Source organism: Candidatus Rhodoluna planktonica (genome assembly GCF_001854225.1).
Classification (GTDB): Bacteria; Actinomycetota; Actinomycetes; order Actinomycetales; family Microbacteriaceae; genus Rhodoluna; species Rhodoluna planktonica.
The window spans coordinates 1,005,306-1,028,607 of record NZ_CP015208.1; the positions used below are offsets into that span (position 1 = coordinate 1,005,306).

A 23,302-nucleotide genomic window follows, 5' to 3' on the forward strand; every position below is an offset into this window, starting at 1 on the left:
TTTAGGTTGCTTCGTTGTCAAACGGCGCGGCTTCGCCCGGAGCAAGTTTTTGAACTGGTTTTGAAGCCGGCTTAGCTGTTGAATTTAGGTTGATGTCTTCGGCTAGAGCGTCCCGAATAATGCGTCGAGGATCGTACTGTCTTGGATCAAGTTTTTTCCAATCAACTTCTTGACCGATTTCACTCTCGAGCTGACCCTTGGCGTTATCGGCCATGCGTTTAGCCGATTTGATGAATTTCGCCAACTGCTGCGAGTAGTAAGGCAGACGGTTCGGGCCCAAGATAAAAACGGCAATTAAGCCGAGGATGAGAAGTTTCTCGCCACTAAGTCCAAACACCGTTTCATGTTATCGCGAGATATACCCGACCTTGACCAATCCGAAGGCTTATGCTTTTGGCGAGGAGTGACAATGGTCGACAAAATTTCGAGCTGGAAGTACACCGAAGAGTTCGCTGTCGAAAGCGAGGTTATTCGCGCAGCTAGAGCACGTGCCGAGGAACTCGGTGTCGAATGCATTACCGCGGCTACCGGCGCGCAACTGGCACTTTTGGTCAGCGCCATGGGCGCCAAGGCAATTGTCGAGGTGGGTACCGGAACCGGCGTTAGCGGATTGTGGCTGCTGCAAGCTTCGAGCCAGGCTGTTTTAGCCACAATCGACAGCGATACCGACAACCAATCCGCTGCAAAAAAGGCATTCAGCGATGCCAAAATAGCGACCAATCGCACGCGTGTAATCTCAGGAAAAGCGGTTGACGTCATGTCTAACATGGCCGACTCTGCCTACGACCTGGTTTTTCTAGATGCTGACCGTGAGACTCTCGAAGACCAATTGCGCGAAGCAGTTCGATTGCTGCGGCCACACGGAGTGGTTGCTATTTCTCACGCACTTTGGCGTGATCGCGTGCCAGATCCCGCAATGCGCGATGAAGCGACCTCGGTCCACCGCGACATCCTGCGTTACTTCAAAGTAAACGAAGACTTTGTCACGGCGCTGTTACCGATTGGCGATGGCTTGCTGCTGGCTAGCAAGCGAGTCTAGGTTTTGTTCTAAAGTCTGAAATTTGGGCAAAAAAATAAAGCCGGCAAAGGCCGGCTTTATTTTTTAGGCTATTTCTTAATTACGCCCTCAAGAACGCTGTGTAGGTTCTTGGCCTCTTCCTCGTTAACCGAGACGACCAAACGCCCACCGCCCTCAAGAGGCACACGCAAAACGATTAGACCTCGAGGCTCACGTTCTGCCTCCATGGGTCCGTCGCCGGTCCGTGGCTTCATTGCTGCCATTGGGAAACTCCTTGATTTGTTGGCATATTTGCCAGAACTTCCATTATCCCACGAGCAAAAGGGGCCGATAACAGAAATGTTTAATAATTTTTGCCTGGACTGAAATCACCCGGGTTGAAACTAAGCGGTTAGCCAATCGCGCAAACCGCTTTCGCAAGCGTAAATCTGACTCACCGGGACATTTTCGTCATCGGCGTGGGCTTTGTTTGGGTCTCCTGGGCCGTAATTTACCGCTGGGATGCCCAAGGCGGTGAATCGAGCAACATCGGTCCAGCCGTATTTTGGCCGCGGTTTAGTTTTGGTAGCTGCCAAAAATGCTTGCGCTTCGGGTCGGTCAAGCCCCGGGCGGGCGCCATCGGCGGCATCAACAATTTCCACCGAAAAATCTTTGAACAGTTCGATGATGTAGTTGCCGGCTTCAACCGCGGTCTTATTGGGTGCGAATCGATAGTTGATGGTGAGCAGTGCCTCATCGGGAATGACGTTGCTGGCGATACCGCCACTGACCAGCACAGCATTAAGGCTTTCACGATAGTCAAGGCCATCCACCGTAATGGTTTGAGGTTGGTAATCAGCCAATATTTGCAGGGCACCAGCCAGATCGTGGATGGCATTTTTGCCCATCCAGGGACGAGCAGAGTGTGCTTTAACGCCTGTGGTGCGAAGTTCAATGCGAAGGGTGCCGTTACAGCCACCCTCTAACTCGGCTGCGGTTGGCTCACAGAGTACAGCGAAGTCGGCTTGCAACAGTTGCGGTTGGTTGCGCGCGATTCGGCCTAGGCCATTCAGCGCAGCATCTACTTCCTCGTGGTCATAAAAAACCCAGGTGACGTCTACGTTGGGCTCAACTATGGTGGCAGCCAATTTCAATTGGACAGCGACACCTGCTTTCATGTCGACCGTGCCGCGACCCCACAACACCTGCTCACGCTCCATAGATAGCAGCTGAACCGGCAGGTTTTCTGCAACCGGCACGGTATCAATGTGCCCGGCGATGATTACTCTAGAAGCTTTGCCAAGGTTTGTTTTGGCGATGATGGCGTCCGCGTCTCTAATAACCTCAAGGTGAGAATACTTTTTCAGGGCTGCTTCGATCGCGTCGGCTAGTTCACGCTCGTTTCCCGAAACAGATTCGATGTCGCAAATGTCGCGAGTTAGCTCAACAACGTCGGCTTCTAGGTTTAGTTCGGTCACTATACGAGCCTAACTGTTAACCTTGAAGCTATGACTGAAGCAGCGTTCATCGATTCAAAGGCCTGGGGCCATGGTTTAGCAACGGTGGCCGCTAACGGCCAAGTTCTCGATGTTTGGTATCCGAATCCAATTCTGGGTGCCGCCCCAACTGACGATTCGCTTTGGGTGGTTCCTAAAGAACTGGATGCACTGGTGGGCGAGGATGCTCGGCGCCGAGTGTCGATTCAATGGCTGCGCACCGAAATTGACCTAACCCAACCGGTTGCTTCTACAGCTGACGCCTACCTGCGCCTTCACCTGCTGTCACATCTTTTGGTGCAGCCGAACACTATAAATCTCGAAGGTTTGATTCCGAATTTGCCGATTGTTGCGTTCACCAATGTTGGCCCAGTTGCCTTAGAAGACCTCGAAACTTTGCGTCCGGCTTTGACTCGAGCTGGCATCTCGGTCTACGCAATCGATAAATTTCCCCGACTGGTCGACTACGTTACTCCGAAAAAAGTGCGTATTGCCGATGCCTCTCGGGTGCGACTTGGTGCTCATCTGAGCCCTGGGACAACAATCATGCACGAGGGTTTTGTCAACTTCAACGCTGGAACACTCGGCAGTTCAATGGTTGAAGGACGCATTTCTCAAGGTGTTGTGATCGGCGATGGCAGCGACGTTGGCGGCGGAGCATCAATTATGGGCACGCTTTCCGGTGGCGGCAGAGAGCGAGTGAAAATTGGAGCCCGGGCACTGCTGGGAGCAAACTCGGGAGTTGGCATCTCAATCGGCGATGACAGTGTTGTTGAGGCTGGTCTTTATGTAACTGCGGGCACCAAGGTAACCATCATCGAGGGCAGCCAAGAGCGTTCGGTGAAGGCGGTTGAACTCTCCGGCGTTCCAAACCTGCTATTCCGCCGAAACTCAGTAACCGGTCGGGTCGAGGTTCTCCCCCGATCAGGTGCCGGGGTAACACTCAACAGCGTGTTGCACGCCTAACCGCGAACCGAATCCCAACTTTGCGTTTGCAGAGGCTCATCGTCAAGCAAGACTGCAGCAGCACCCTGCTCTAAAACTGTGCCGATGCGCTTGAAACCGCGGGGCAAAACAGCGTCTGGCGCAAATGTGGCCAGCAGTGAATGGTCTTCTCCCCCGTGCAGAACCCAGATTTTTTCATCGGCTTCGATAGCGCGGGCTGCTTCCTCGAGGATTGCCGCGTAACCGCTCAGCGCCAAAGAGTCAAACTGCACCGTGACCGAAGAGGCTTTTGCGATCCTGCCGGCATCCCTTGAGAGGCCGTCAGAGATATCCAGCATGGCGGTTGCGCCCGCTTCAGCTGCGGCAATACCCAGAGATATGGGTGGTTGTGGTCGCAACTGGAAATTTACCCAGTCGTCGTAGGCGTTGATGGCATCCTGGTTGCCGGATTGCAGCAGAGCTAACCCAGCAGCAGCGCGCCCCAAAGTGCCAGCCACAGCGACCTGATCGCCCACTTTGGCACCGCTGCGCAGCACCGGGCTTCGGCCCTCAAGTTGACCGTGTGCGGTCACAGCAATGAATACCTGCTCGGCCGCGGCTAAGTCACCGCCAACCACAGCGCAACCCGGTGACAGTTGCTCGCAACCCGCGCGCAGGCCGTCGGCAAACGACTCTAGCCAACTCACCGGAGTGTGCCCCGGCAGGGCGATGGCCACTACCAATGCAGTCGGACGGGCACCCATGGCCGCCACATCAGCGATGTTGCTGGCAACGGCTTTAAAACCCAGGTCGAACGCCGAAGACCAGTCAAGTCTGAAATCGTGGTGTTCGATCATGGTGTCGGTCGTGACCACGAAAGAATTGTCGGTGGTGGCAATCAAAGCCGCATCGTCACCGGAGCCGACTTTGGTGAAATCACCAGAATTTAGGCGGCTAACGCAGCGTTTAAGGCTCTCAATTTCGCCTAGGTCGGCAATAGTTTGGTCTTGGATCACCATCTAAAAATACCCTCGATTTTGGTGCTGTAGCCTTGTTTCGATGAAGAAATCAGCCCTGCTATTGATGGTTACCGCGTTGCTACTAAGCGGATGCTCGGCACCAATCGCACTGGAAAGCGCAGTTGGTGCGAACGATCCAGCCTGCGCCGAGGTGATCGTTCGCTTGGGTGACCAACTGGTGGGCGAAGATCGTCGAACAACCAATGCCCAGTCAACCGCCGCCTGGGGTGACCCTGCTGCCGTGATTCTGCGCTGCGGGCTCGAACCGGTCACGGTCAGCCAACTTCCCTGTGTCACTGCCGGAGATGTTGATTGGCTGATTGATGAATCCGCGGCCCCTACATACCGATTCATAACTTTTGGACGTAGCCCGGCAACCGAGGTTATCGTCGACTCAACCCAGGTATCCGGAGTGAGCGTTTTAGATCAACTCGCTCCCCTGATGCAGTTTTTACCGGCTACGGCGCAGTGCCAAACTAATTAGCTCGTCGATTAGTTCAGGGTAGGCGATTCCGGAGTGCTGCCACAGGCTGGGAAACATCGAAAGTGGCGTAAATCCCGGCATGGTGTTTACCTCGTTCACCAGAAAACCGTTTTCGGTCAGAAAGAAATCAACTCGGGCGAGGCCAGAACAACCCAGGGCTAAAAATGCCCGCCGGGCTATCTGCTGCATTTCTTTCAGCTGGTCGGGTGAAATTTCAGCCGGGATGATCAGATCAACCGAGGCTTCATCCTGGTACTTGGCATCAAAATCGTAAAATTCCCGGCCGTGCACCACAATTTCACCGGCAACTGAGACTCTGGGTTTTTGGTTACCCTGAGATTCGAGAACAGCGCATTCAACTTCTCGACCGACAACTGCGCGCTCGACCACAAGTTTGTTGTCTTCACCGAAAGCCAAATCAAACGCGACCGGAACTTCATCCCAGTTTTTTACCTTGGAGACACCCATTGAAGAGCCAGCCCGCGCAGGCTTGACGAACAGCGGCAAAGAGCCGAGTGTTCTGAGTTGCTCGAGAACGGATTCGGGGTCTGTCAACCATTTTTGCTGGTGGACCACCACGTGGTCAGTTACCGGAATATTGGCCGCCTGAAACAGCGCCTTGGTAAATTCTTTGTCCATGCCGGCAGCCGAGGCGAAAACGCCGTTGCCAACATAGGGCAGCGAGCAGAGCTCTAAAAAGCCCTGCATCGTGCCATCTTCGCCATTAGGGCCGTGCAGCACCGGAAAGACAACATCGAGGATTCCTAGACTTTCGCGTCGCGTGGCTGAAACAAGAAAAATTTCGCGCGAACCGTCGAGAGCAAATTCGATTTTTTCGCCGGCATACTCGACTTCAGCCAACTCGCCCTTGCGCAGTGCCCAATGCTCAGCGTCGGCTATAGCCGGCACAAATTGACCATCTCGAGTGATGCCGATGGGAACCAACTCGTACTTTTCTCGGTCGATTGCTGACATCACGCCCGCCGCCGTAGCGCAGGAAATTGAGTGCTCGCTTGACTTGCCACCGAACAGCAGACCGACTCGAATTTTTGTCATTATTCGCCCTGTGGCCCATCAGTCTCGTGGGTTAGATGCGGCGCAATATCGCGCGGATCAAGTTGTCCCAGCAACACCAGTTGAACTTGCTCAACAATTGGCATTTTGACATTTTTCTCGGCGGCCAACTGCAAAACCGGAGCCACTGAGGATAACCCCTCGGCAGTCTGCGACATGCGCTTGAGAACCTCGCGGAGGGTATAGCCCTTACCCAACATTTCGCCGGCTTTGTGATTGCGCGACAGCGGCGATTCTGAAGTGGCGATAAGGTCACCCAAGCCGGCAAGACCAACCATTGTGTTTGGTTTTGCGCCGTAGGCAACCGCAAACCTAGAAATCTCGGCCAATCCTCGGGTCATAATCGACGCTTTGGTGTTTTCACCGTAGCCAACACCGTTGACGATTCCGATGGCAACAGCAATCAGATTTTTCAGAATTCCGCCGAATTCGGTGCCAATTACATCGGTGTTGGTGAAGGTGGTGAAGTATTCGTTAGATGCCGCCGAAGCCACAGCAGAGGCAGTGTTCTTGTCTGCTGAAGCCGCAACCGATGCGGCTGGTTGCTCGGCTGCGATTTCAAGTGCCAGGTTTGGTCCTGAAATGACTGCAATTTGCGCTGGGTCAAATGCGGTTACCTGCTGAATAACCTCACTCATTCGCAATCCGGTGTCTTTTTCAACACCTTTCATTAGGCTGACCAAGATGGCCGACTTGGGCAAGTATTCGCCCCACTCCTGCAAATTTGCTCGCAGAGTCTGGGCCGGCACCGAGAGGTAAACCTGTTCTGCATTGGCTAGCGCCTTTTCAACCGAGGTTGTTGCTGTCAGTGAGATCGGTAGCGATACTCCGGGCAAGTAATCGCCGTTGCGGTGATCTAGATTTATTTCATCGGCCACATCTGCTCTTCTGGCCCACAAAGTCACTTTATTGGCAGGGTTATCGGCCAAAACCTTGGCAAAGGTTGTGCCCCAACTGCCCGCGCCCAGCACCGCGATTTTGGTCATTTGTGATTAGCTTTCTTGAAGTTTCCGGTGACCGGCTGGCCAGCACTGACCGGGTCCCAAAGCTTCGCGGGCGGTTCTTCCTGTCGCAACTGGGCTACCAATTTGGTGATTTCTTTCATCACTATCTCGGTAGCTTCATAAAGCTCTGGCGGGGTCAATTGATTTTTTCTAAACCTGGATAGGTCAATCTCATCGCCCACCAGGATGTCAACGGGCTTCCAAAAACCCGGCCTAAATTTGGCACCGTACTGAGGCATAACCTTTTCGCTACCCCACTGCCCAATTGGATAAATCGGCACACCGGTATCGAGGGCTAAACGAACCGCTCCAGTCTTTCCACGCATAGGCCAAAAGTTAGGATCGCGGGTCAGAGTCCCCTCAGGAAAGATGGCAATTGAGTGGCCAGAGTTTAGGTATGCGTTGGCGGCTGCCATCTGGGCGTCGTTACGTTTTCCAGAACGGTAAACCGGTATCTGCCCAGCAGCAGTGAGAATTCGGCCGAGCAAAGGAACCCGAAACAAGCTTTCTTTCGCCAAAAAGTGCGGTGCTCGCTTGCAGTAAACGTAGACAAAATAGGCAACCGCCAAAGCATCGACGTTGGTAACGTGATTGCCAACCAGGATGTAGGGCCCGGTCTTAGGTAGTTTCTCCAAACCTATTGGTCGCACCTTGAACAATAGGCGCACGACAGGAATCAGTACTGAGGCAATCAGCCGAAGCACGGGGTGCCGCTCCAAAGTTTTTACCTTCGGCATTTTTAGATCGCTGCTTTTGTTGGCCATGGCTACTCGGTGTAGCTAAAGTCTGCGCCCAAAGCTTCAAGCTTTTGCAAGAAGTGCTCGTAACCTCGAGATATCAGCTGAACATTGGTTACGTTTGATGTGCCTTCAGCGGCTAAGGCAGCAACCATGTGGCTGAAGCCACCGCGCAAGTCTGGCACTCGGATGTCGGCGGCGTGCAATTTTGTTGGACCGGAAATTACCGCTGAGTGATTGAAGTTTCGCTGACCAAATCGGCATGCCGTACCACCAAGACACTCGTGGTAGATCTGAATTTGAGCACCCATGTCGACCAGCGCATCGGTAAAACCAAATCGGTTTTCGTAGACCGTCTCATGAATAATCGAGAGACCCTTGGCTTGCGTCAGTGCAACCACCAAAGGCTGCTGCCAGTCAGTCATGAAGCCTGGGTGGACATCGGTCTCAAGCACTACGGGCTTGAGGTCACCGCCGGGGTGATAAAAACGGATGCCATCATCCTCGATTTCAAAAGCACCGCCAACCTTACGGAAGACGTTCAAGAAAGTCATCATTTCGGCCTGTCGAGCACCACCAACAAAGATGTCGCCCTTGGTGGCCAGAGCTGCGCAGGCCCACGAAGCTGCCTCATTGCGATCAAACAGAGCACGGTGGGTGTAACCGGAGAGCTTTTTGACGCCCTCGATGCGGATTACGCGGTCGGTATCTACCGAAATAATTGCACCCATTTTTTGCAGAATGGCAATGAGATCCATAATTTCGGGTTCGATAGCGGCACCCGATAGCTCGGTAACACCCTCGGCTCGAACCGCAGTGAGCAAAACCTGTTCGGTGGCGCCAACCGAAGGGTACGGCAACCTAACTTTGGCACCTTTTATACCTTTCGGCGCAGAGATTCGTGTGCCGTTTTCAAGGTTTTCGATTACTGCGCCAAAGTTGCGCAGTACTTCAAAGTGGAAATCGATTGGGCGATCGCCAATGTGGCAACCTCCAAGGCCGGGGATAAAGGCCTCGCCGAGCTGGTGCAGCAGCGGGCCGCAAAACAAAATGGGGATGCGTGATGAGCCGGCGTGAGCGTCGATGTCGACCATTCGTGCCGACTTCACGTTGCTCGGATCTAGAGTCATTTCACCGTCTGGCGAGTGCTGTATTTTCACACCGTGCAGCTGCAGCAGTCGGCTAACGATTTCAACATCGCTGATAAACGGCACATCTTTGAGAGTGCTCGGAGTTTCACCCAGAAGAGCAGCAACCATAGCCTTGGTGACCAGGTTTTTTGCACCTTTGAGGTCTACTCGTCCGGTAAGTGGCTTACCACCGTGAACGGTGATCTGACTCATTGCACTCCTTAGTGCTTAGCGGGCAGGGTCTTGGGTAGCCAAGCAGCTCGCTTTGCCTCAAAATCGGTGATTGCTTGCTCATCGCGAAGGGTTAGGCCGATGTCGTCTAGACCCTCTAGCAGTCGCCACTTAGTGTATTCGTCTATCTCAAATGGCACAGTCAAATCACCCAGTGTTGCTGTTTGATTCGGTAAATCAACCTGAATTTCAACACCTGGATTCGCCTCGATGGCCGACCAAAGCTTTTCAGTGTCGGCGTCAGAAATAACACCGGCAATCAAACCCTGTTTACCCGAGTTGCCGCGGAAAATGTCGGCAAACTTTGACGAGAAGACCGCTTTAAAACCGTAGTCGCGCAGCGCCCAAACGGCGTGCTCGCGAGAGGATCCGGTGCCAAAGTCTGGCCCAGCAACCAGCACCTGCGCCTTTTGGTAAGGCTCTTGATTCAAGACAAATTCAGGATCGTTGCGCCAAGCCGCGAAGAGAGCATCATCGAATCCAGTTTTTGTAATTCTCTTTAGGTAAACAGCAGGGATGATCTGGTCAGTGTCGACATTGCTACGACGCAACGGTGCAGCCACTCCTGAAAATACGTTGATTTTTTCCATTAGTTGCCGCCTTCAAGATCAGCTGGGCTAGATAGGGTTCCACGAATTGCAGTTGCCGCAGCGACCAGCGGGGAAACTAGGTGGGTTCGAGCACCCTTACCCTGTCTGCCTTCAAAGTTTCGGTTCGAAGTGGATGCAGCTCGCTCGCCCGGCGCAAGTTGGTCGGGGTTCATACCTAGACACATCGAGCACCCGGCAAATCGCCATTCGGCACCGAACTCTTTGAAGATTTTGTCTAGGCCTTCACTCTCGGCTTGGGCACGAACGCGGGCAGAGCCTGGCACGACCAACATGCGCACGCCATCGGCCTTCTGGCGCCCCTTGATGATTGCCGCCGCAGCTCGAAGATCTTCGATACGGCTGTTGGTGCAAGAACCTAGGAAAACCGTGTTGACCGTAATGTCTTTCATTTTAGTGCCGGGCTTTAGATCCATGTATTCGAGAGCGCGCAGCGCAGCAGCTTTCTCGTTTGGATCCTCGATGTCGTCCGGGTTAGGCACCGAATCGAGCAGGCTGACGCCTTGCCCGGGGTTGGTGCCCCAAGTCACAAATGGGTCTAACGTGTCGGCGTCGAGGAAAACCTCGGCGTCGTAAACGGCGCCTTCGTCGGTTGGCAAAGTCTGCCAGGAGGCAACTGCCGCATCCCAGTCGGCGCCCTCTGGTGCGTGCGGACGCCCCTTTAGGTAGGCAAAAGTGGTTTCATCGGGAGCAACCATGCCGGCACGGGCCCCGGCCTCAATTGACATGTTGCAAATTGTCATTCGAGCTTCCATAGAAAGGGCCCGAATCGCTGATCCGCGGTACTCAAGTACGTAACCTTGGCCACCACCGGTGCCAATCTTGGCGATGACCGCCAAAATGATGTCTTTAGCGGTGACCCCGGGTCGAAGGGTGCCTTCTACGTTGATGGCCATAGTTTTGAACGGCTTTAGCGGAAGGGTCTGAGTTGCCAAAACATGTTCGACCTCGCTGGTGCCAATACCCATAGCAAGTGCGCCAAATGCTCCGTGTGTTGAGGTATGCGAGTCGCCGCAGACCACGGTGATGCCAGGCATGGTCAAGCCCAATTGCGGACCAACAACGTGCACAATTCCTTGGTCAATGTCGCCCAGCGAGTGAATGCGAATACCGAACTCTTTGGCGTTATTTCTGAGCGCTTCAATTTGGGTGCGACTGGTGAGATCGGCAATTGGCTTGTCAATGTCTTGGGTTGGGGTGTTGTGATCTTCGGTTGCGATAGTTAGGTCAGGTCGACGAACTGGGCGGCCAGCCAGGCGTAAACCATCGAACGCTTGCGGACTGGTTACCTCGTGGACCAAGTGAAGATCGATGTAGAGCAAATCAGGGGAACCGTTTTCACCTTTTTTTACCAGGTGGTTATTCCACACTTTTTCAGCCAAAGTAAGTGGCTTGTTTGACATTGCAACACCTCTAGAAGTTTGAAGTCTCATTTTATCAATGCCGGCTCACTATTAGGCTGTGAAAGTGAACCTTCGAAGCACCCAGCAAATCCAAAGCAGAACAGTCAAAACCCTTACCCTGGGGCAAATTCTGGGTGGTTTTGGCCTGGGATCGACACTGTCGATCGGCGCACTGCTGGCGGCTGATCTTTCGGGAACTGCTGCCTGGTCGGGTTCGGCAGCAACTTTTTCAACCCTGGGCAGCGCGGTTTGGGCTATTCCGCTTTCTAGATTGGCTCAGCGCTCGGGTCGAAAAGTTGCACTGGCAACCGGTGCCGCGCTAGCAATCATCGGGGCAACACTGGTTATTACAGCTGCCTCCATTCGATTCTTCCCCCTTTTGCTGGTTGCGCTATTCCTGCTCGGGGCCGGCTCGGCTGCTGGTCTCCAGGCGCGCTTCGCCGCAACCGACCTACCGTCGAACAAAACGGCTGGACGTGATCTGTCAGTGGTAGTTTGGGCCACCACCCTCGGCGCGGTCATTGGGCCTAATCTGTTTGGTCCGGGTGAGGTAGTTGGCAATGCACTCGGAATGCCTGCATTGACCGGTCCATTTTTATTCACCATCCTTGCCCAATCGAGCGCAACCGCTGTGTTCTGGTTTGGCCTAAGACCCGATCCCCTTCTTGAAGCCCAGCGACTCGATGCGGCCGCCGGAAATAAAGCACGACCAAAACTTTCCTTCAAAGGTGCAATTGGCACTTTGCAGAACTTCCCTGTGGCCAGGTACGCGATGTTCTCGATTGCCCTGAGCCACATGGTGATGGTGGCCGTAATGTCCATGACGCCGGTGCACATGACCACACACGGTGCCACTTTGGTTCTAGTTGGCTTCACGATCAGCTTGCACATTGCTGGCATGTATGCCTTCGCTCCAGTTTTTGGCTGGCTCAGCGATAAAATCGGCCGGCTGAAAACTGTGGTGCTCGGGCAGGCCATCTATGTTGTCGCTCTAGGTTTTGCCGGGTTAGGTTCAGAAAACCACACGACCGTTGCCATCGGCCTATTTTTGCTCGGCTTGGGCTGGTCAGCCTCGACAGTGGCCGGCTCAGCACTGCTGGCTACTTCGTTGCCAGCCGATCAGAAGACTAATGTCCAAGGTGTGAGCGACTCAATGATGAGTTTGGCTGGAGCACTTGGCGGTGCCGTCTCCGGAACTGTTCTGGCTGCGTTCAAATTTGTTGGCCTAAATGCCGCCGCACTCATCCCGGTATCGGCAATTTTGATTCTCAGCGCACTGCGCTATCTGCAGGCTAAAGCCGAAAAATAAAAATTCCCTCCCGAGAGCAAGTCATCGAGAGGGAATTTAGTGATCCCAAGGGGATTTGAACCCCTGCTGCCGCCGTGAGAGGGCGGTGTCCTAGGCCGCTAAACGATGGGACCTTGAAACAACTTTTCGATTATGCCACACTTTGGCGGCCACTGCCAGCGGCTAAGCCAGAACCGACAGTGATGCCGGCCGTATTGTCGCGGTAATCGGGCTGTTACCAACATATTCACCATCTGAGTAAGCCGGCATATCGCCACTTTGCAACTGAATGTGGCGAGCGCGGACAAACTCGACCGCCGGATGGCTCACATGCGCTCCGCTGTAGACCTTTGGAAATACCTTGATTAGTTCGGGACGGCTGATGGAGTGCACGATAAAAAGGTCGAGATAACCGTCATCGATTGAAGCCTGCGGGGCAATTTTCATGCCGCCACCGAATTGACCACTGTTCGCTACCGCGCAAAGCATGGCATCAAATTCGCGCTCTTGCCCGTCGATCACTGCGTGATAGCGAATCGGCTTGAAACTGGCCAATTCAGCAAGCATCGCTAATTGATAGCGCGAAGGGCCTTTTGGCCACCTCATTTGATTAGCGCGACGATTAACCAATGCGTCAAAGCCGGCTGAAACTGTGCCTAAGAAATTGAAGCTCTGGCTGCTTGTGCTTGCATAACCGGTGTCGACCCGTCTCGGGCTAGACAGTCTAGAAATTAGATATTCGGCAGCTGCAACCGGGTCTTTTGGAATGCCGAGGGTTTCCGCCGAATCGTTGCCGGTACCCGCTGGAATTATGCCCAAATGCACTGGCTTATCAGCGCAAAGATTGGCACCCAGATGAGCCATGCCGTCACCACCAACCACGACAATTGAGTCAACCGCACCGTCGTCAATTGCTTGGCGAACCTTTACCGCGGCGCTTTGGTAATTTTCAGCCGAAAGATCAACCAATTCGCCGGCACGAGCCAAAATCGGTAACACTTGGTCGGCAACTAACCGGCCGTGCCCTGAACCAGCAGTGGGGTTTACCACCAGCCCGAATCTCATCGGCGACGCAACAGTTGCGCATTTGCCGCAACTACCAGAGTAGAAATAGACATCAGTAATGCTCCGAGAGCCGGTGTGAGCGTCAGTCCGGCGCCAACCAGGGCTCCCCCGGCCAGCGGAATAGCCAGAACGTTATAACCCACAGCCCAGAACAGATTCTGTTTCATTTTTGCCACCGATTCTCTCGACTGTTGAATCAAGTCCAAAATTTTTACCGGATCATCACTGGAGAGCACGATTCCGGCTGATTCAATAGCTACATTTGTGCCAGCACCGATGGCAACGCCGACGTTTGCCTGAGCCAGTGCTGGGGCGTCATTGATGCCGTCACCGACCATAATGACCTTCGAACCGTCGACCTGAAGCTTTCGCACGACTTCAGCTTTTCGATGCGGCAACACCTCGGCAAAAACTTCGGTGATGCCGAGTTCTTTCGCTACCGACTCGGCAACCCCGGTTGCATCACCGGTAAGCATAACTACGCGCTTGCGCCGAAGTTGCAGTTCGTACACGGCCGCTTTTGCAGTTTCGCGAAGGGTGTCTCCCACTTCAATAGAGCCAAGCAACTCACCGTTGCGAACCACGAAGACCACGCTCAAACCAGCTTGGTGAGCAGCATCGGCACGAACCACGTCATCTACATAAATCGGAATGTTTCGGGCCGTCAAAAGCGCTGGTCCGCCAACCGAGATAGTTTGTCCACCAAGCACAGCTGTGACACCTTGACCGGGGATGGCTCGAAAATCGGTCGACTTTGGAATCGTCACTTTAAGCTTGTGGGCCTGATCGACGATGCATTTCGCGATGGAATGCTCAGCGGTTAATTCAACAGAAGCAGCCAGGGCAATCAGCTCATCCGTGCTCATCAGCTCCGAGCCGTAGGCCAACCGAGCCCCCACAAATGCCCTTTTTGCCGTGGTTAGTGTGCCGGTCTTGTCAAAAATCACGACATCGGCTTTGGCTGCCTGCTCAAAGGCACTGCGATTTCTGATCAGCAAACCCGATTTTGCGGCTTTTGAAACAGAGATTGCCGAAACCAGCGGGATAGCTAAGCCAAGCGCATGAGGGCAGGCAATTACCAGTACGGTGACAACACGTTCCAAAATGAAATCTAGGCTTTGGTTGCCGGCTATGAGCCAACCGGCTAAGGTGGCCAAAGCTGAGAGCAATGCGATGTAAAAAAGCCAGCCAGCAGCCCGATCGGCTAAAACTTGCGTTTTCGACTTGGCAGCCTTGGCCTTTTCAACCAACTGCATAATTGCCGCCAAACTGGTTGACTCTCCGGTGCGCAGTACTCGAACAGTAAGACTGCCCTGGCCCAGAGTGTGGTTTACAGAGTTGATGCTGCCAGCAACAACGAAGCTTCCCTCGGGTTTAGAAACCGGATTCGATTCCCCGGTGATCAGGGCTTCATCAACGCTCGAATTACCTTCAACCACTAGGCCATCAACCGGAACGACTGAGCCAGGTCGAACGAGAACCAAATCACCAACGAGCACCTCGGCTCGTGAAATCTTTACTACTTCGCCATCTCGAAAGATTTCAACCTCGTTTGGCAGCATTTCAGCCAGTGAACTGAGCGATTTGTTGGCCGCAGCGACAGAGCGAGCTTCAATAAAGTGCCCCCAGGCCATAATCGCAATTAGCGTGGCCAGTTCCCACCAGAAGTCCATACCTTGAAATTCGAAACCTAGCCACTGCCCTGTTGAAATGAAAATGCTGTAGCCAAAAGCCACAACCAGAGCTAGCGCGATAAGAGCCATCATGCCGGGTTTTCCGTGCCGCAGTTCAACGAAACCACCGCGTAAAAAAGTTTGACCAACCGTGAAGAAAAGGATGATTGCAGCAACCGGTGAGATCAATTCACTGCCGCTAAAAACCCAAGACAAACCAAAAATCGATTGCAGTGTAGGCGAAAAAAGCACGGCTGGAACAGTCAGCGAGGTCGTCAGCCGAAGCTTGGCGACAGAAATTTGCTGGTGCGATTGATTATGACTTGGCTGTGTCGAGGTGTTATCTGCAGCCGGATCACTCATTGGTGCTTGAAGATGTTCGTGCTGCGACATAACTGAAATCTTATTGCCCAGCACTTGGTGACAGGTTTAGGTAAATGCCACAATTGGGCTATGAAAGTCACCAAACTCGAACACGCCTGCCTCATCCTAGAAATCGAGGCAAAGAAATTGGTGATTGACCCTGGTTTTTACAGCGCTCCGCTGACGAACCTCGACGATGTGGCGGCGGTAGTGGTCACTCATGTGCACGATGATCACTGCAGCGAAGATCAACTCGATCTGATTTTCGAATCAAATCCAGTTGCCGAAATTTTTGCAACCGGCGAGGTGCGAGAGCGATTGGCCAAATCACGACCACAGCTTAAGGTTCATGAAATTCACCACGGCGACTATTTTGAAGTGGGGCCTTTCAACCTTGAGTTTTTTGGGGAGATGCACCAAGAAATTCACCGCAGCATTCCTCTGGTGCAGAATTGCGGCGTAATGGTCAACGATGAGCTTTATTATCCGGGCGACAGCTACACCAAACCAGATCGCACTGTAGCCTTGCTGGCCGTGCCAACCTCGGCACCCTGGCTGAAAATCGGTGATGTCATTGACTTCATCGAAGAAGTGAAACCGCAGCGCGCATTTGCAACGCATAATTCACTGTTGAGCGAAACCGGTAATCAACTGGCTAATTCACGGGTGAAAAGCTTTGTCGAAAAACACGGTGGAACTTTTGAGTACCTGCTGCCGGGCCAGTCAACGAACCTGTAAATAGTCACCAAGTTGAGCGGATGCTCAAACCACTAGGCTCACAGTTTTCCGCCAGACTCATCAAAAATTTCAAGACGGGTTGCGATGATGGCGCGCAACTGGTCTTCAGACAGTGGGCGGTCAAGGGCAATTTGGATGGTTGTGCCGACTACCTTGATGTCGGGAATGATTTTCTTGGCCCGCTCACCCAGAGCGCGACCACCGTGGATGCTGACGTGATTTCGCCATCCGGATATGAAAAAAGGCACTTTGTTCTGGTATCTGAAACCGATGATGCCGTAAGAAATTATGGACTCGGTGTTCGGAATTGCGGAGATTGCCACATCGTGCATTTGCTGCAAAAGTTCGCGCTGCCTTGTCGGCTGAGCGGCTAGATAATCGAGCACTTCTTGATTCACCCAATTAGCCTAGCGATTAAGCAAAAACGGCCGGCAAAGCCGACCGTTTTGAAGCTGGGATACCTGGACTCGAACCAAGAACAAAGGAACCAGAAACCTTCGTGTTGCCAATTACACCATATCCCAATGATGCCGAGCCCTTAGGCCCGGTTGTCTATCTTAGCCTGACTAACCCCGCTGGGCAAACGCCCTTAGACGCGCTAGCGACTCCTCGCGACCCAGGATTTCCATGGATTCAAACAATGGCGGCGATACGCGTCGACCAGATATTGCGGTTCGAACAGGCCCAAATGCATTGCGTGGCTTTTGCTGCATGTCGTCCACCAGTTTGGTAGTTAGAGCCTGCTGAATGGCCTCGGTGGTGAATTCATCCAAGGTGGAAAGCGCTTCAATCGCACCTGTCACAATTTCAACAGCATTATCTGGAAGCCCGGCCAAAGCATCGGCTTCCATTTCTAGATCAGCGGCAGAAATGAAGAGGAATTTCAGCAGTCCGACAGCCTCGCTTAGCACGGTCATACGCTCTTGCACCAGCGGTGCGGCAGCAGCCAAAATTTGCTCTTGCTCCGATGTCAACTGGGCGCCCAGAACTCCCGCGCTTTGCAAATAGGGAATCATTCGAGCGGTGAAATCATCCAGGTCTAACATTCGAAGATGGGCGGCGTTGATTGCATCGGCTTTCTTCTGGTCGAAGCGAGCCGGGTTTGGGTTCACATCGGCGACATCAAAATTCGCGGCCAGTTCGGCCAGGCTAAAGATATCTCGATCGGCGCTTAGACCCCAACCCAACAAGGCTAGGTAATTGAGTAGGCCTTCAGGGATGAAACCGCGGTCGCGGTGGTGGAAAAGGTTTGATTCGGGGTCGCGCTTGGAGAGTTTTTTATTTCCCTCCCCCATCACATAAGGCAAGTGTCCAAACTGCGGAATGAACTTGGTGATTCCAGCCTCGTACATGGCGTTGTAGAGCGCGATTTGGCGGGGAGTTGAAGCCAACAGGTCTTCGCCGCGCAGGACGTGGGTAACCCCCATCAGCGCATCGTCAACTGGGTTCACCAACGTGTAGAGCGGCTGACCGTTTGGGCGGACAACAACAAAGTCTGGGAACGAACCCGCGGGGAAGGTAATTTCGCCGCGAACTAGGTCGGTGAAGGTGATGTCTACATCGGGAACCCTTAGCCTAAGCGCCGGTACCCGACCTTCAGCCCGATATGCAGCTCGCTGCTCTTCGGTGAGATTGCGCTCAAAGTTGTCGTAGCCAAGTTGAACCGGACGTCCGGCTGCCTTATTGCGCTCGTCGATTTCTTCTGCAGTTGAATAACTCTCGTAAATATGACCTGAGGCTTTGAGTTTCTCGATGACCTCTTGGTAGATGTGGTTTCTTTCGCTCTGTCGGTAAGGTCCGGCAGGGCCACCAACCCCGACTCCCTCATCCCAGTTCAGACCGAGCCAGCCGAGGGCATCGAGGATCATGTCGAAAGACTCTTCACTGTCACGCTCGGCATCGGTGTCTTCGATGCGGAAGAGGAAGGTACCGCCAGTTTTGCGTGCGTAGGCCCAGTTGAATAGCGCGGTTCGGACTAGGCCGACGTGCGGAGTTCCGGTCGGCGAAGGACAGAAGCGCACCTTCACGTCAGATCCGGTTGCAGTGGTGAATGGCGCAGTGATGCCGTTAGTTGAAGTCATTATTTGTCTAGTTTAGGTGACCGAAACAAATCGAGAAGTTCGCCAATTTTGTGATTCGACTCGGCTGGATGCCGCAACGCCAAATCGGTGTTGAGCGAATAATAATTTCGCCGCCCCGACTTGACCTTGGAAACGTAGCCGGCTTCGGCCAGGTCCTGCAAAATTCCATGAGCAGATCGCTCGGTGATTCCGACTACCGCAGCGATGTCTTTTAGCCGGGCCTCTGGTGCCTCGGCTAGGTAAACCATCACGTGCCCGTGGTTCGTTAGGAAAGTCCAGCTCACAACAAAAACCTACCAACCCGTGGTTTATTTTCTAGATTTAGAATACCTGAATTATTTTTCATGTATAAAATTTCTACTGTGAACCTTGCTTTCGAGAACCTTACTTCCGTGTCGGCCCTGGTCTTTGCTCTGGGTTTTTTCGCTGCTCGAATAAAGAGCGACATCAGGATTCCCGACTCCAGTTATCAACTCATCTCAATATTTCTGCTTTTCGGCATTGGCCTAAAGGGTGGCGTGGCCATGCGTCAATCAAACTGGGCCGATGCTATTTTGCCGATTTTGGTCACCATTCTGGTTGGAGCGCTGATTCCGCTGCTGGCATTTTTCGCGCTCCGGCTGATTCGAAAATTGGCCGATGTCGATCGTGGCTCAGTGGCCGCCCACTACGGCTCCACTTCATTGGTTACATTTACCGCAGCTCTTGTCTTTCTGGAAAGCAGCGGGGTCTTCTATGAGCCTTTTGCCGTTGCATTACTGACCGTGATGGAAATCCCGGGTCTAATTGTTGGCATCTTCCTGGGAAGTCGGGCACTCAGTACCGCACCTTCATGGTTGCACACGATGCGAGAAATTTTGCTGGGCAAAACAGTTCTGCTGTTGGTTGGCGGAATGATTGTCGGAGCCATTTCTGGACCCGCTGGCTTTGCCAAAGTTGTGCCCTTTTTTGTCGACCTGCAGCCGGGAATCTTAGCCCTGTTCCTGCTGCACCTAGGCTTTGTCGCTGGCAGCCAATTTGAGTCAATCAAAGCCACTGGTCTGCCACTCGCCGTTTTCGGAGTGGCGTTTCCGGTCGCCGCCGGCTGCCTAGGCGTTGTTGCTGGCGACCTCTCGGGTCTATCAACCGGTGGGTCATTTGTGCTCGGGGTTTTGTCGGCGAGCGCCTCTTACATTGCCGCTCCCGCTGCGGTAAGCATCGCCTTGCCAAAGGCCAACCTAAGCCTGGCCGTGACCTCAAGTTTGGCGGTCACTTTTCCGTTCAACCTGACCTTGGGTATGCCAATTTTCTTCGGCTTCGCCAATTTTCTGGCTTGATTTGGCGGCAGCTAAGAAACCTGATTGAGCAGGGTGCCAAGGCCGTCAATCTGACACTCGACGAGTTCGCCGCTGCGGATTTCTGAGATTCCCGCCGGGGTTCCGGTCAGAATCACATCTCCCGGCAGCAGGGTCATGTTTTCACTGACATAGGCAACAATCTCAGGTACCGAGTGAATCATGCGGTCAATTGTGTCGGCCTGGCGCACCGAGCCGTCTACCCTGCTCTCTAGGCGCTGGTTCTGCGGCTGCCAGTCGGTTTCAATCCAAGGCCCTATCGGGCAGAAACTATCGAATGACTTAGAGCGAGCCCACTGCTGATCTTCAAATTGCAGATCGCGAGCAGTCACATCGTTGGCTATGGTGTAGCCAAAAATATAATCGTCTGCCTCATCTTTACGGACCCGTCTGGCTTCCTTGCCGATTACAACAACCAACTCGACTTCAAGTTCGACCCGCTTGGTTTGTTTGGGTACCACAATCGAAGCGCCAGGCCCGACGATGGCGCTTGGTGCCTTGAGAAAGACAGTCGGCTCTTCGGGCAAGTCAAGCCCCAGTTCGGCAGCATGCTGCGAATAATTCATACCGATACAAACCACTTTTGAAGGCTGCACCGGGGCTAACAGTCTCGAGTCGCCGATAAGTTGCTTTCGGCCTGTCTTTGAGATTCCGTTCATTGGGTTGCCGGCTAAGGCTTCAATTTCATTGCCGGTCAACAGCCCGTAACTGGACTGACCATCAAGTAGGAATCTAACGATGCGCATTTTTAGTCAGCTAACTTGACCATCCAGCTGTGTCGATCGGCGACTTTTCCATACTGGATGCCGGTCAACTCTTCGCGCAGGCTGGTGGTTAGTTCGCCCGGTTCGGTTGAGATGCTTAGGGTTTCTTCGCGCGACTTGAATTCTCCGACCGGAGTAATCACCGCGGCTGTTCCGCAAGCAAATACCTCGGCAATTTCACCAGACTGAATGCCAGCGCGCACCTCATCCAAGCTGATTTTGCGCTCTTCAACTTTTAGTCCGCGATCTTTGATCAGGGTAACTACCGAGTCTCGAGTGATTCCTCGCAGGATGGTGCCATCTAGCGACGGAGTCACGACGTGACCATCACGGTAGACAAAAAACAGGTTCATACCGCCGAGTTCTTCGATGTAGGTTGCCGTTTCAGCATCGAGGAACATTACCTGAGAGCAGCCATTTTCGTAGCCCTCTCCCTGGGCAAGCAAAGATGCCGCGTAGTTTCCGCCGGTTTTTGCCTCGCCGGTGCCGTGTTTTCCGGCTCGAGCTGAATCAAGCGCAATCCAGATTGAGACCGGCTTGAGCCCGCCGGTGAAATATGGTCCTACCGGAGATGCGATAACGCGATACTCGGCACGTTGCGCGGCGCGAACTCCGAGGAAGTTTTCGGCAGCAATCTCGAATGGGCGGAAGTATAGGGTCTTCTCGTCAACCGGTGCTGGCACCCAGGCTCCGTCGACGGCAATTAGCTGACGCAGAGATTCAATGAAAAGTTCAGTTGGTAGTTCGGGCAAGGCCATGCGGTGCGCTGATCGCTGTAGACGTTTTGCGTTTTCTTCAGGACGGAAGGTCCAGATGGAGCCATCCTGGTGGCGATATGCCTTGATGCCCTCGAAAATCTCTTGACCGTAGTGCAGAACCGCTGAGGATGGATCCATCATGATCGGGCCGTAAGGAATGACCTCAGCTGAAACCCAGCCCTTTTCTTTCTCCCAGACGCAGACCACTTGGTGATCGGTTAGGTTTGCACCAAACACTGGTTTTTCGATGATTCGCTCGCGCTCGACATCTGGAGTCGGATTGGTTGAGCGGGTTACTTTCCACTGGGGCAATGACATCTTGGGCTTCTTTCCTGAGACCTAGAGATTGGCAAAAATGCTAGCGGCGACCTGTTCGGTGCTGCGTTTTTGTTTTCCACGGCTAGCCAGATCAGCTGCGACCGCATTTTCAATTCGAGCTGCGGCCACTGGATTTTTCAGATGCTCTAGCAACATGGCCGCTGACAAAATAGCCGCGGTTGGGTCGGCCAAATTTTTGCCGGCAATATCTGGAGCCGAACCGTGAACCGGCTCAAACATGCTCGGAAAGGTACCATCCGGGTTGATGTTTCCCGATGCGCCAAGGCCGATTCCGCCGCCGATTGCCGCCGCCAGATCGGTGATGATGTCGCCGAAGAGGTTATCGGTAACAATGACGTCGAAGCGACTTGGGTCGGTAACCATGAAAATTGTGGCTGCATCGATGTGCAGATAGTCGTGGCTGATGGCCGGGTATTCTTGGGCAACCCGGTTTACTGTGTTCTGCCACAACCAGCCAGCATGAACCAAAACGTTGTGTTTGTGAACCAAAGTAATGTGTTTGCGTTCGCGGGTTGAGGCCAACTCAAAGGCATAGCGCACAACACGTTCGACACCGTAAGCAGTATTTACCGAAACCTCGTTGGCCACCTCAGCAGGGGTACCGACGCGGATTGCTCCGCCGTTGCCGACGTAAGGGCCCTCGGTACCCTCGCGGACAACCACGAAATCGATTTTGCCCGGCGCTGCCAGCGGACTGGTGACTCCCGGGTACAGCTTGGTCGGCCGCAAATTTACATAGTGATCAAAGGAGAAACGAAGCTTCAAAAGCAGTTGGCGCTCAAGCACGCCAGAAGGTACTTTCGGGTCACCAATTGCACCCAAGACAATGGCATCGTGCTTTTTCAACGATTCAAGATCGGCTTCGGTGAGCGTCTCGCCGGTTGCCAGGTAGCGTCGGGCACCAAGGTCATACTTGGTGGTGTTGAAGGTCACCCCGGAGCCGATTGTTGCACGGTTGATTGCCTCAAGGGCTATTTCGGTAACTTCCGGCCCAATGCCATCGCCACCGATGACCCCAAGATTGTAAACGCGTGACATTTCGCTCCCAAATGCTTTTGTTTGACTTCAACTTTAGTCGCAAGGTTGCCAACAAATTCACCGGTTTGACCAGCAAAAACTAGTTTTTTGTGGCGAACAGCACCAGCGTTTTAGATGGCTTCAGGCCGTCCTTGGTTTGAACCTGTCCGTCTCGAATTTCGAGGATGTTAAGTTCGAGTGGCAACGATTCAAGTGCGAGCCGCAACTCTTCAACAGTTGGTAGTAATTCGGGATTTTGAGGGCCCCCGAAACCCTCCTCGAGATTGTTGCGGGAGTGCCAAACACCGCAGAGATTACCTCCGGTTTTAAGCTTTTCAGCACAGTGCGCGACTGCGGCGACCAGTTGCGGCTGCGGAATCTGTAAATAGGCGATAACAGCCAAATCAACCGGCGCCAGTTTTGAGACAAAATCAGTTGCCCCGCCGATGGTCTCAACGCAAAGGTTGTCGACCCCAAATTCTTTGGCTAGCTCACGGCTTTTTTGAAGTCCCACCTCAGAAATGTCAATGTTTTCAACCTGCCAGCCCAGACTTGCCAGCCAAACAGTGTTTCGACCCTCACCGCCGCCGACATCTATTGCCTTTCCAGGGGTGAGGCCTTGGCAGAGCTCTTTTACGAAACGGTTTTCAACTTTGGTGAAAATAAATTCGTCAGTCGAGTAGCGGCGGTTCCAGAAATCTGCGGGATTGAGAGAGCTACTCCTCGTTCTCGAGAATTGCTCTCTCAGTTTCCGCAAGATTTTTAGCACGGTTAA

Annotated in this window: 25 protein-coding genes and 2 tRNA genes; 6 read left to right on the top strand and 21 right to left on the bottom strand. The window is 53.4% G+C overall.

Features of this window, described 5'->3' with window-relative positions:
• Position 1 precedes the first annotated feature (1 nt).
• A complete protein-coding gene (locus A4Z71_RS04995) occupies positions 2-337 on the bottom strand; it encodes a twin-arginine translocase TatA/TatE family subunit (RefSeq protein ID WP_070954821.1) in 336 nt (111 codons plus the stop codon).
• 72 nt (positions 338-409) lie between these two features.
• On the opposite strand from A4Z71_RS04995, the gene A4Z71_RS05000 reads away from it, so the two are divergent.
• Positions 410-1,039 carry an O-methyltransferase gene (locus tag A4Z71_RS05000; protein WP_070954822.1) on the top strand — a complete coding sequence of 210 codons (630 nt, stop codon included), beginning with the start codon at positions 410-412 and terminating at the stop codon, positions 1,037-1,039.
• A gap of 68 nt (positions 1,040-1,107) precedes the next feature.
• On the opposite strand, the gene A4Z71_RS05005 is transcribed toward A4Z71_RS05000, so the two are convergent.
• Together A4Z71_RS05005 and dapE are read right to left on the bottom strand one after the other, a co-directional pair.
• The gene (locus A4Z71_RS05005) at positions 1,108-1,281 is read right to left on the bottom strand and encodes a DUF3117 domain-containing protein (RefSeq protein WP_070954823.1); all 174 of its coding nucleotides are present in this window, start codon (positions 1,279-1,281) and stop codon (positions 1,108-1,110) included.
• 120 nt (positions 1,282-1,401) lie between these two features.
• Positions 1,402-2,475: a succinyl-diaminopimelate desuccinylase gene (gene dapE, locus A4Z71_RS05010; protein WP_070954824.1), complete on the bottom strand. Its 1,074-nt coding sequence runs from the start codon at positions 2,473-2,475 to the stop codon at positions 1,402-1,404.
• A 30-nt stretch (positions 2,476-2,505) separates the two neighbouring features.
• On the opposite strand from dapE, the gene dapD reads away from it, so the two are divergent.
• Positions 2,506-3,459, top strand: coding sequence for a 2,3,4,5-tetrahydropyridine-2,6-dicarboxylate N-succinyltransferase (gene dapD, locus A4Z71_RS05015; RefSeq protein WP_070954825.1), 954 nt, complete (start codon positions 2,506-2,508; stop codon positions 3,457-3,459).
• Here the strand turns inward: dapD and A4Z71_RS05020 are convergent.
• Positions 3,456-4,436: a thiamine-phosphate kinase gene (locus A4Z71_RS05020; RefSeq protein WP_070954826.1), complete on the bottom strand. Its 981-nt coding sequence runs from the start codon at positions 4,434-4,436 to the stop codon at positions 3,456-3,458. The two genes, dapD and A4Z71_RS05020, sit on opposite strands and share 4 nt — an antisense overlap.
• 40 nt (positions 4,437-4,476) lie before the next feature.
• Here A4Z71_RS05020 and A4Z71_RS05025 point away from each other — a divergent pair, with 40 nt between their 5' ends.
• Positions 4,477-4,920 carry a DUF3515 family protein gene (locus A4Z71_RS05025; RefSeq protein ID WP_070954827.1) on the top strand — a complete coding sequence of 148 codons (444 nt, stop codon included), beginning with the start codon at positions 4,477-4,479 and terminating at the stop codon, positions 4,918-4,920.
• Here the strand turns inward: A4Z71_RS05025 and A4Z71_RS05030 are convergent.
• Genes A4Z71_RS05030 through leuC form a run of 6 tightly spaced genes read right to left on the bottom strand, consistent with a single transcriptional unit; the run spans position 4,888 to position 11,107 of the window.
• Complete coding sequence (locus A4Z71_RS05030) at positions 4,888-5,976, bottom strand: D-alanine--D-alanine ligase family protein (protein ID WP_070954828.1); 1,089 nt, start codon at positions 5,974-5,976, stop codon at positions 4,888-4,890. The genes A4Z71_RS05025 and A4Z71_RS05030 overlap by 33 nt on opposite strands.
• Positions 5,976-6,980, bottom strand: a complete 1,005-nt coding sequence (locus A4Z71_RS05035) for an NAD(P)H-dependent glycerol-3-phosphate dehydrogenase (RefSeq protein WP_070954829.1) — start codon at positions 6,978-6,980, stop codon at positions 5,976-5,978. The genes A4Z71_RS05030 and A4Z71_RS05035 overlap by 1 nt, the downstream gene beginning before the upstream one ends.
• Positions 6,977-7,735, bottom strand: a complete 759-nt coding sequence (locus A4Z71_RS05040) for a lysophospholipid acyltransferase family protein (RefSeq protein WP_070955261.1) — start codon at positions 7,733-7,735, stop codon at positions 6,977-6,979. The genes A4Z71_RS05035 and A4Z71_RS05040 overlap by 4 nt, the downstream gene beginning before the upstream one ends.
• 29 nt (positions 7,736-7,764) lie before the next feature.
• On the bottom strand, positions 7,765-9,078 hold the full coding sequence (gene murA, locus A4Z71_RS05045; protein ID WP_070954830.1) for a UDP-N-acetylglucosamine 1-carboxyvinyltransferase: 1,314 nt from the start codon (positions 9,076-9,078) through the stop codon (positions 7,765-7,767).
• Between the two features lie 8 nt (positions 9,079-9,086).
• Positions 9,087-9,686 carry a 3-isopropylmalate dehydratase small subunit gene (gene leuD / locus A4Z71_RS05050; RefSeq protein ID WP_070954831.1) on the bottom strand — a complete coding sequence of 200 codons (600 nt, stop codon included), beginning with the start codon at positions 9,684-9,686 and terminating at the stop codon, positions 9,087-9,089.
• The gene (leuC, locus tag A4Z71_RS05055; RefSeq protein WP_070954832.1) at positions 9,686-11,107 is read right to left on the bottom strand and encodes a 3-isopropylmalate dehydratase large subunit; all 1,422 of its coding nucleotides are present in this window, start codon (positions 11,105-11,107) and stop codon (positions 9,686-9,688) included. The genes leuD and leuC overlap by 1 nt, the downstream gene beginning before the upstream one ends.
• A gap of 64 nt (positions 11,108-11,171) precedes the next feature.
• On the opposite strand from leuC, the gene A4Z71_RS05060 reads away from it, so the two are divergent.
• On the top strand, positions 11,172-12,416 hold the full coding sequence (locus tag A4Z71_RS05060) for an MFS transporter (protein ID WP_070954833.1): 1,245 nt from the start codon (positions 11,172-11,174) through the stop codon (positions 12,414-12,416).
• A 40-nt stretch (positions 12,417-12,456) separates the two neighbouring features.
• Here the strand turns inward: A4Z71_RS05060 and A4Z71_RS05065 are convergent.
• The 3 genes from A4Z71_RS05065 to A4Z71_RS05075 form a co-directional block, all read right to left on the bottom strand.
• Positions 12,457-12,529, bottom strand: a tRNA-Glu gene (locus tag A4Z71_RS05065).
• A gap of 49 nt (positions 12,530-12,578) precedes the next feature.
• Positions 12,579-13,445, bottom strand: coding sequence for a diacylglycerol/lipid kinase family protein (locus A4Z71_RS05070; protein WP_158512779.1), 867 nt, complete (start codon positions 13,443-13,445; stop codon positions 12,579-12,581).
• 11 nt (positions 13,446-13,456) lie between these two features.
• Positions 13,457-15,526 carry a heavy metal translocating P-type ATPase gene (locus A4Z71_RS05075; RefSeq protein WP_145943914.1) on the bottom strand — a complete coding sequence of 690 codons (2,070 nt, stop codon included), beginning with the start codon at positions 15,524-15,526 and terminating at the stop codon, positions 13,457-13,459.
• Between the two features lie 60 nt (positions 15,527-15,586).
• Here A4Z71_RS05075 and A4Z71_RS05080 point away from each other — a divergent pair, with 60 nt between their 5' ends.
• A complete protein-coding gene (locus tag A4Z71_RS05080) occupies positions 15,587-16,234 on the top strand; it encodes an MBL fold metallo-hydrolase (protein ID WP_070954836.1) in 648 nt (215 codons plus the stop codon).
• A gap of 38 nt (positions 16,235-16,272) precedes the next feature.
• On the opposite strand, the gene A4Z71_RS05085 is transcribed toward A4Z71_RS05080, so the two are convergent.
• From A4Z71_RS05085 to A4Z71_RS05100, 4 genes are all read right to left on the bottom strand, one after another.
• The gene (locus A4Z71_RS05085; RefSeq protein ID WP_070954837.1) at positions 16,273-16,632 is read right to left on the bottom strand and encodes an iron chaperone; all 360 of its coding nucleotides are present in this window, start codon (positions 16,630-16,632) and stop codon (positions 16,273-16,275) included.
• Positions 16,633-16,686: 54 nt separating this feature from the next.
• Positions 16,687-16,758, bottom strand: a tRNA-Gln gene (locus tag A4Z71_RS05090).
• 42 nt (positions 16,759-16,800) lie between these two features.
• A complete protein-coding gene (gltX, locus tag A4Z71_RS05095) occupies positions 16,801-18,315 on the bottom strand; it encodes a glutamate--tRNA ligase (RefSeq protein WP_070954838.1) in 1,515 nt (504 codons plus the stop codon).
• Entirely contained in the window at positions 18,315-18,599 is a 285-nt protein-coding gene (locus A4Z71_RS05100) for a helix-turn-helix transcriptional regulator (protein WP_070954839.1), read from the bottom strand. The genes gltX and A4Z71_RS05100 overlap by 1 nt, the downstream gene beginning before the upstream one ends.
• 60 nt (positions 18,600-18,659) lie before the next feature.
• On the opposite strand from A4Z71_RS05100, the gene A4Z71_RS05105 reads away from it, so the two are divergent.
• Positions 18,660-19,631: a sodium-dependent bicarbonate transport family permease gene (locus A4Z71_RS05105; protein ID WP_070954840.1), complete on the top strand. Its 972-nt coding sequence runs from the start codon at positions 18,660-18,662 to the stop codon at positions 19,629-19,631.
• Between the two features lie 11 nt (positions 19,632-19,642).
• On the opposite strand, the gene A4Z71_RS05110 is transcribed toward A4Z71_RS05105, so the two are convergent.
• The 4 genes from A4Z71_RS05110 to A4Z71_RS05125 all read right to left on the bottom strand — a co-directional run bounded on the left by A4Z71_RS05110 (position 19,643) and on the right by A4Z71_RS05125 (position 23,296).
• Positions 19,643-20,395 carry a fumarylacetoacetate hydrolase family protein gene (locus A4Z71_RS05110; RefSeq protein ID WP_070954841.1) on the bottom strand — a complete coding sequence of 251 codons (753 nt, stop codon included), beginning with the start codon at positions 20,393-20,395 and terminating at the stop codon, positions 19,643-19,645.
• Positions 20,396-20,397: 2 nt separating this feature from the next.
• Positions 20,398-21,489, bottom strand: coding sequence for a branched-chain amino acid aminotransferase (locus A4Z71_RS05115; RefSeq protein ID WP_070954842.1), 1,092 nt, complete (start codon positions 21,487-21,489; stop codon positions 20,398-20,400).
• 21 nt (positions 21,490-21,510) lie between these two features.
• Positions 21,511-22,548, bottom strand: a complete 1,038-nt coding sequence (locus A4Z71_RS05120) for a 3-isopropylmalate dehydrogenase (protein WP_070954843.1) — start codon at positions 22,546-22,548, stop codon at positions 21,511-21,513.
• 79 nt (positions 22,549-22,627) lie between these two features.
• Positions 22,628-23,296, bottom strand: coding sequence for a class I SAM-dependent methyltransferase (locus A4Z71_RS05125; protein ID WP_070954844.1), 669 nt, complete (start codon positions 23,294-23,296; stop codon positions 22,628-22,630).
• Positions 23,297-23,302 lie beyond the last annotated feature (6 nt).

Coding starts and splice junctions, on each gene's coding strand:
- A4Z71_RS05000 (WP_070954822.1), top strand. CDS start 410: ATGGTCGACAAAATTTCGAGCTGGAAGTACACCGAAGAGTTCGCTGTC.
- A4Z71_RS05005 (WP_070954823.1), bottom strand. CDS start 1,281: ATGGCAGCAATGAAGCCACGGACCGGCGACGGACCCATGGAGGCAGAA.
- dapD (WP_070954825.1), top strand. CDS start 2,506: ATGACTGAAGCAGCGTTCATCGATTCAAAGGCCTGGGGCCATGGTTTA.
- A4Z71_RS05020 (WP_070954826.1), bottom strand. CDS start 4,436: ATGGTGATCCAAGACCAAACTATTGCCGACCTAGGCGAAATTGAGAGC.
- A4Z71_RS05025 (WP_070954827.1), top strand. CDS start 4,477: ATGAAGAAATCAGCCCTGCTATTGATGGTTACCGCGTTGCTACTAAGC.
- A4Z71_RS05030 (WP_070954828.1), bottom strand. CDS start 5,976: ATGACAAAAATTCGAGTCGGTCTGCTGTTCGGTGGCAAGTCAAGCGAG.
- A4Z71_RS05035 (WP_070954829.1), bottom strand. CDS start 6,980: ATGACCAAAATCGCGGTGCTGGGCGCGGGCAGTTGGGGCACAACCTTT.
- A4Z71_RS05040 (WP_070955261.1), bottom strand. CDS start 7,735: ATGCCGAAGGTAAAAACTTTGGAGCGGCACCCCGTGCTTCGGCTGATT.
- murA (WP_070954830.1), bottom strand. CDS start 9,078: ATGAGTCAGATCACCGTTCACGGTGGTAAGCCACTTACCGGACGAGTA.
- leuD (WP_070954831.1), bottom strand. CDS start 9,686: ATGGAAAAAATCAACGTATTTTCAGGAGTGGCTGCACCGTTGCGTCGT.
- leuC (WP_070954832.1), bottom strand. CDS start 11,107: ATGTCAAACAAGCCACTTACTTTGGCTGAAAAAGTGTGGAATAACCAC.
- A4Z71_RS05075 (WP_145943914.1), bottom strand. CDS start 15,526: ATGTCGCAGCACGAACATCTTCAAGCACCAATGAGTGATCCGGCTGCA.
- A4Z71_RS05080 (WP_070954836.1), top strand. CDS start 15,587: ATGAAAGTCACCAAACTCGAACACGCCTGCCTCATCCTAGAAATCGAG.
- gltX (WP_070954838.1), bottom strand. CDS start 18,315: ATGACTTCAACTAACGGCATCACTGCGCCATTCACCACTGCAACCGGA.
- A4Z71_RS05105 (WP_070954840.1), top strand. CDS start 18,660: ATGTATAAAATTTCTACTGTGAACCTTGCTTTCGAGAACCTTACTTCC.
- A4Z71_RS05110 (WP_070954841.1), bottom strand. CDS start 20,395: ATGCGCATCGTTAGATTCCTACTTGATGGTCAGTCCAGTTACGGGCTG.
- A4Z71_RS05115 (WP_070954842.1), bottom strand. CDS start 21,489: ATGTCATTGCCCCAGTGGAAAGTAACCCGCTCAACCAATCCGACTCCA.
- A4Z71_RS05120 (WP_070954843.1), bottom strand. CDS start 22,548: ATGTCACGCGTTTACAATCTTGGGGTCATCGGTGGCGATGGCATTGGG.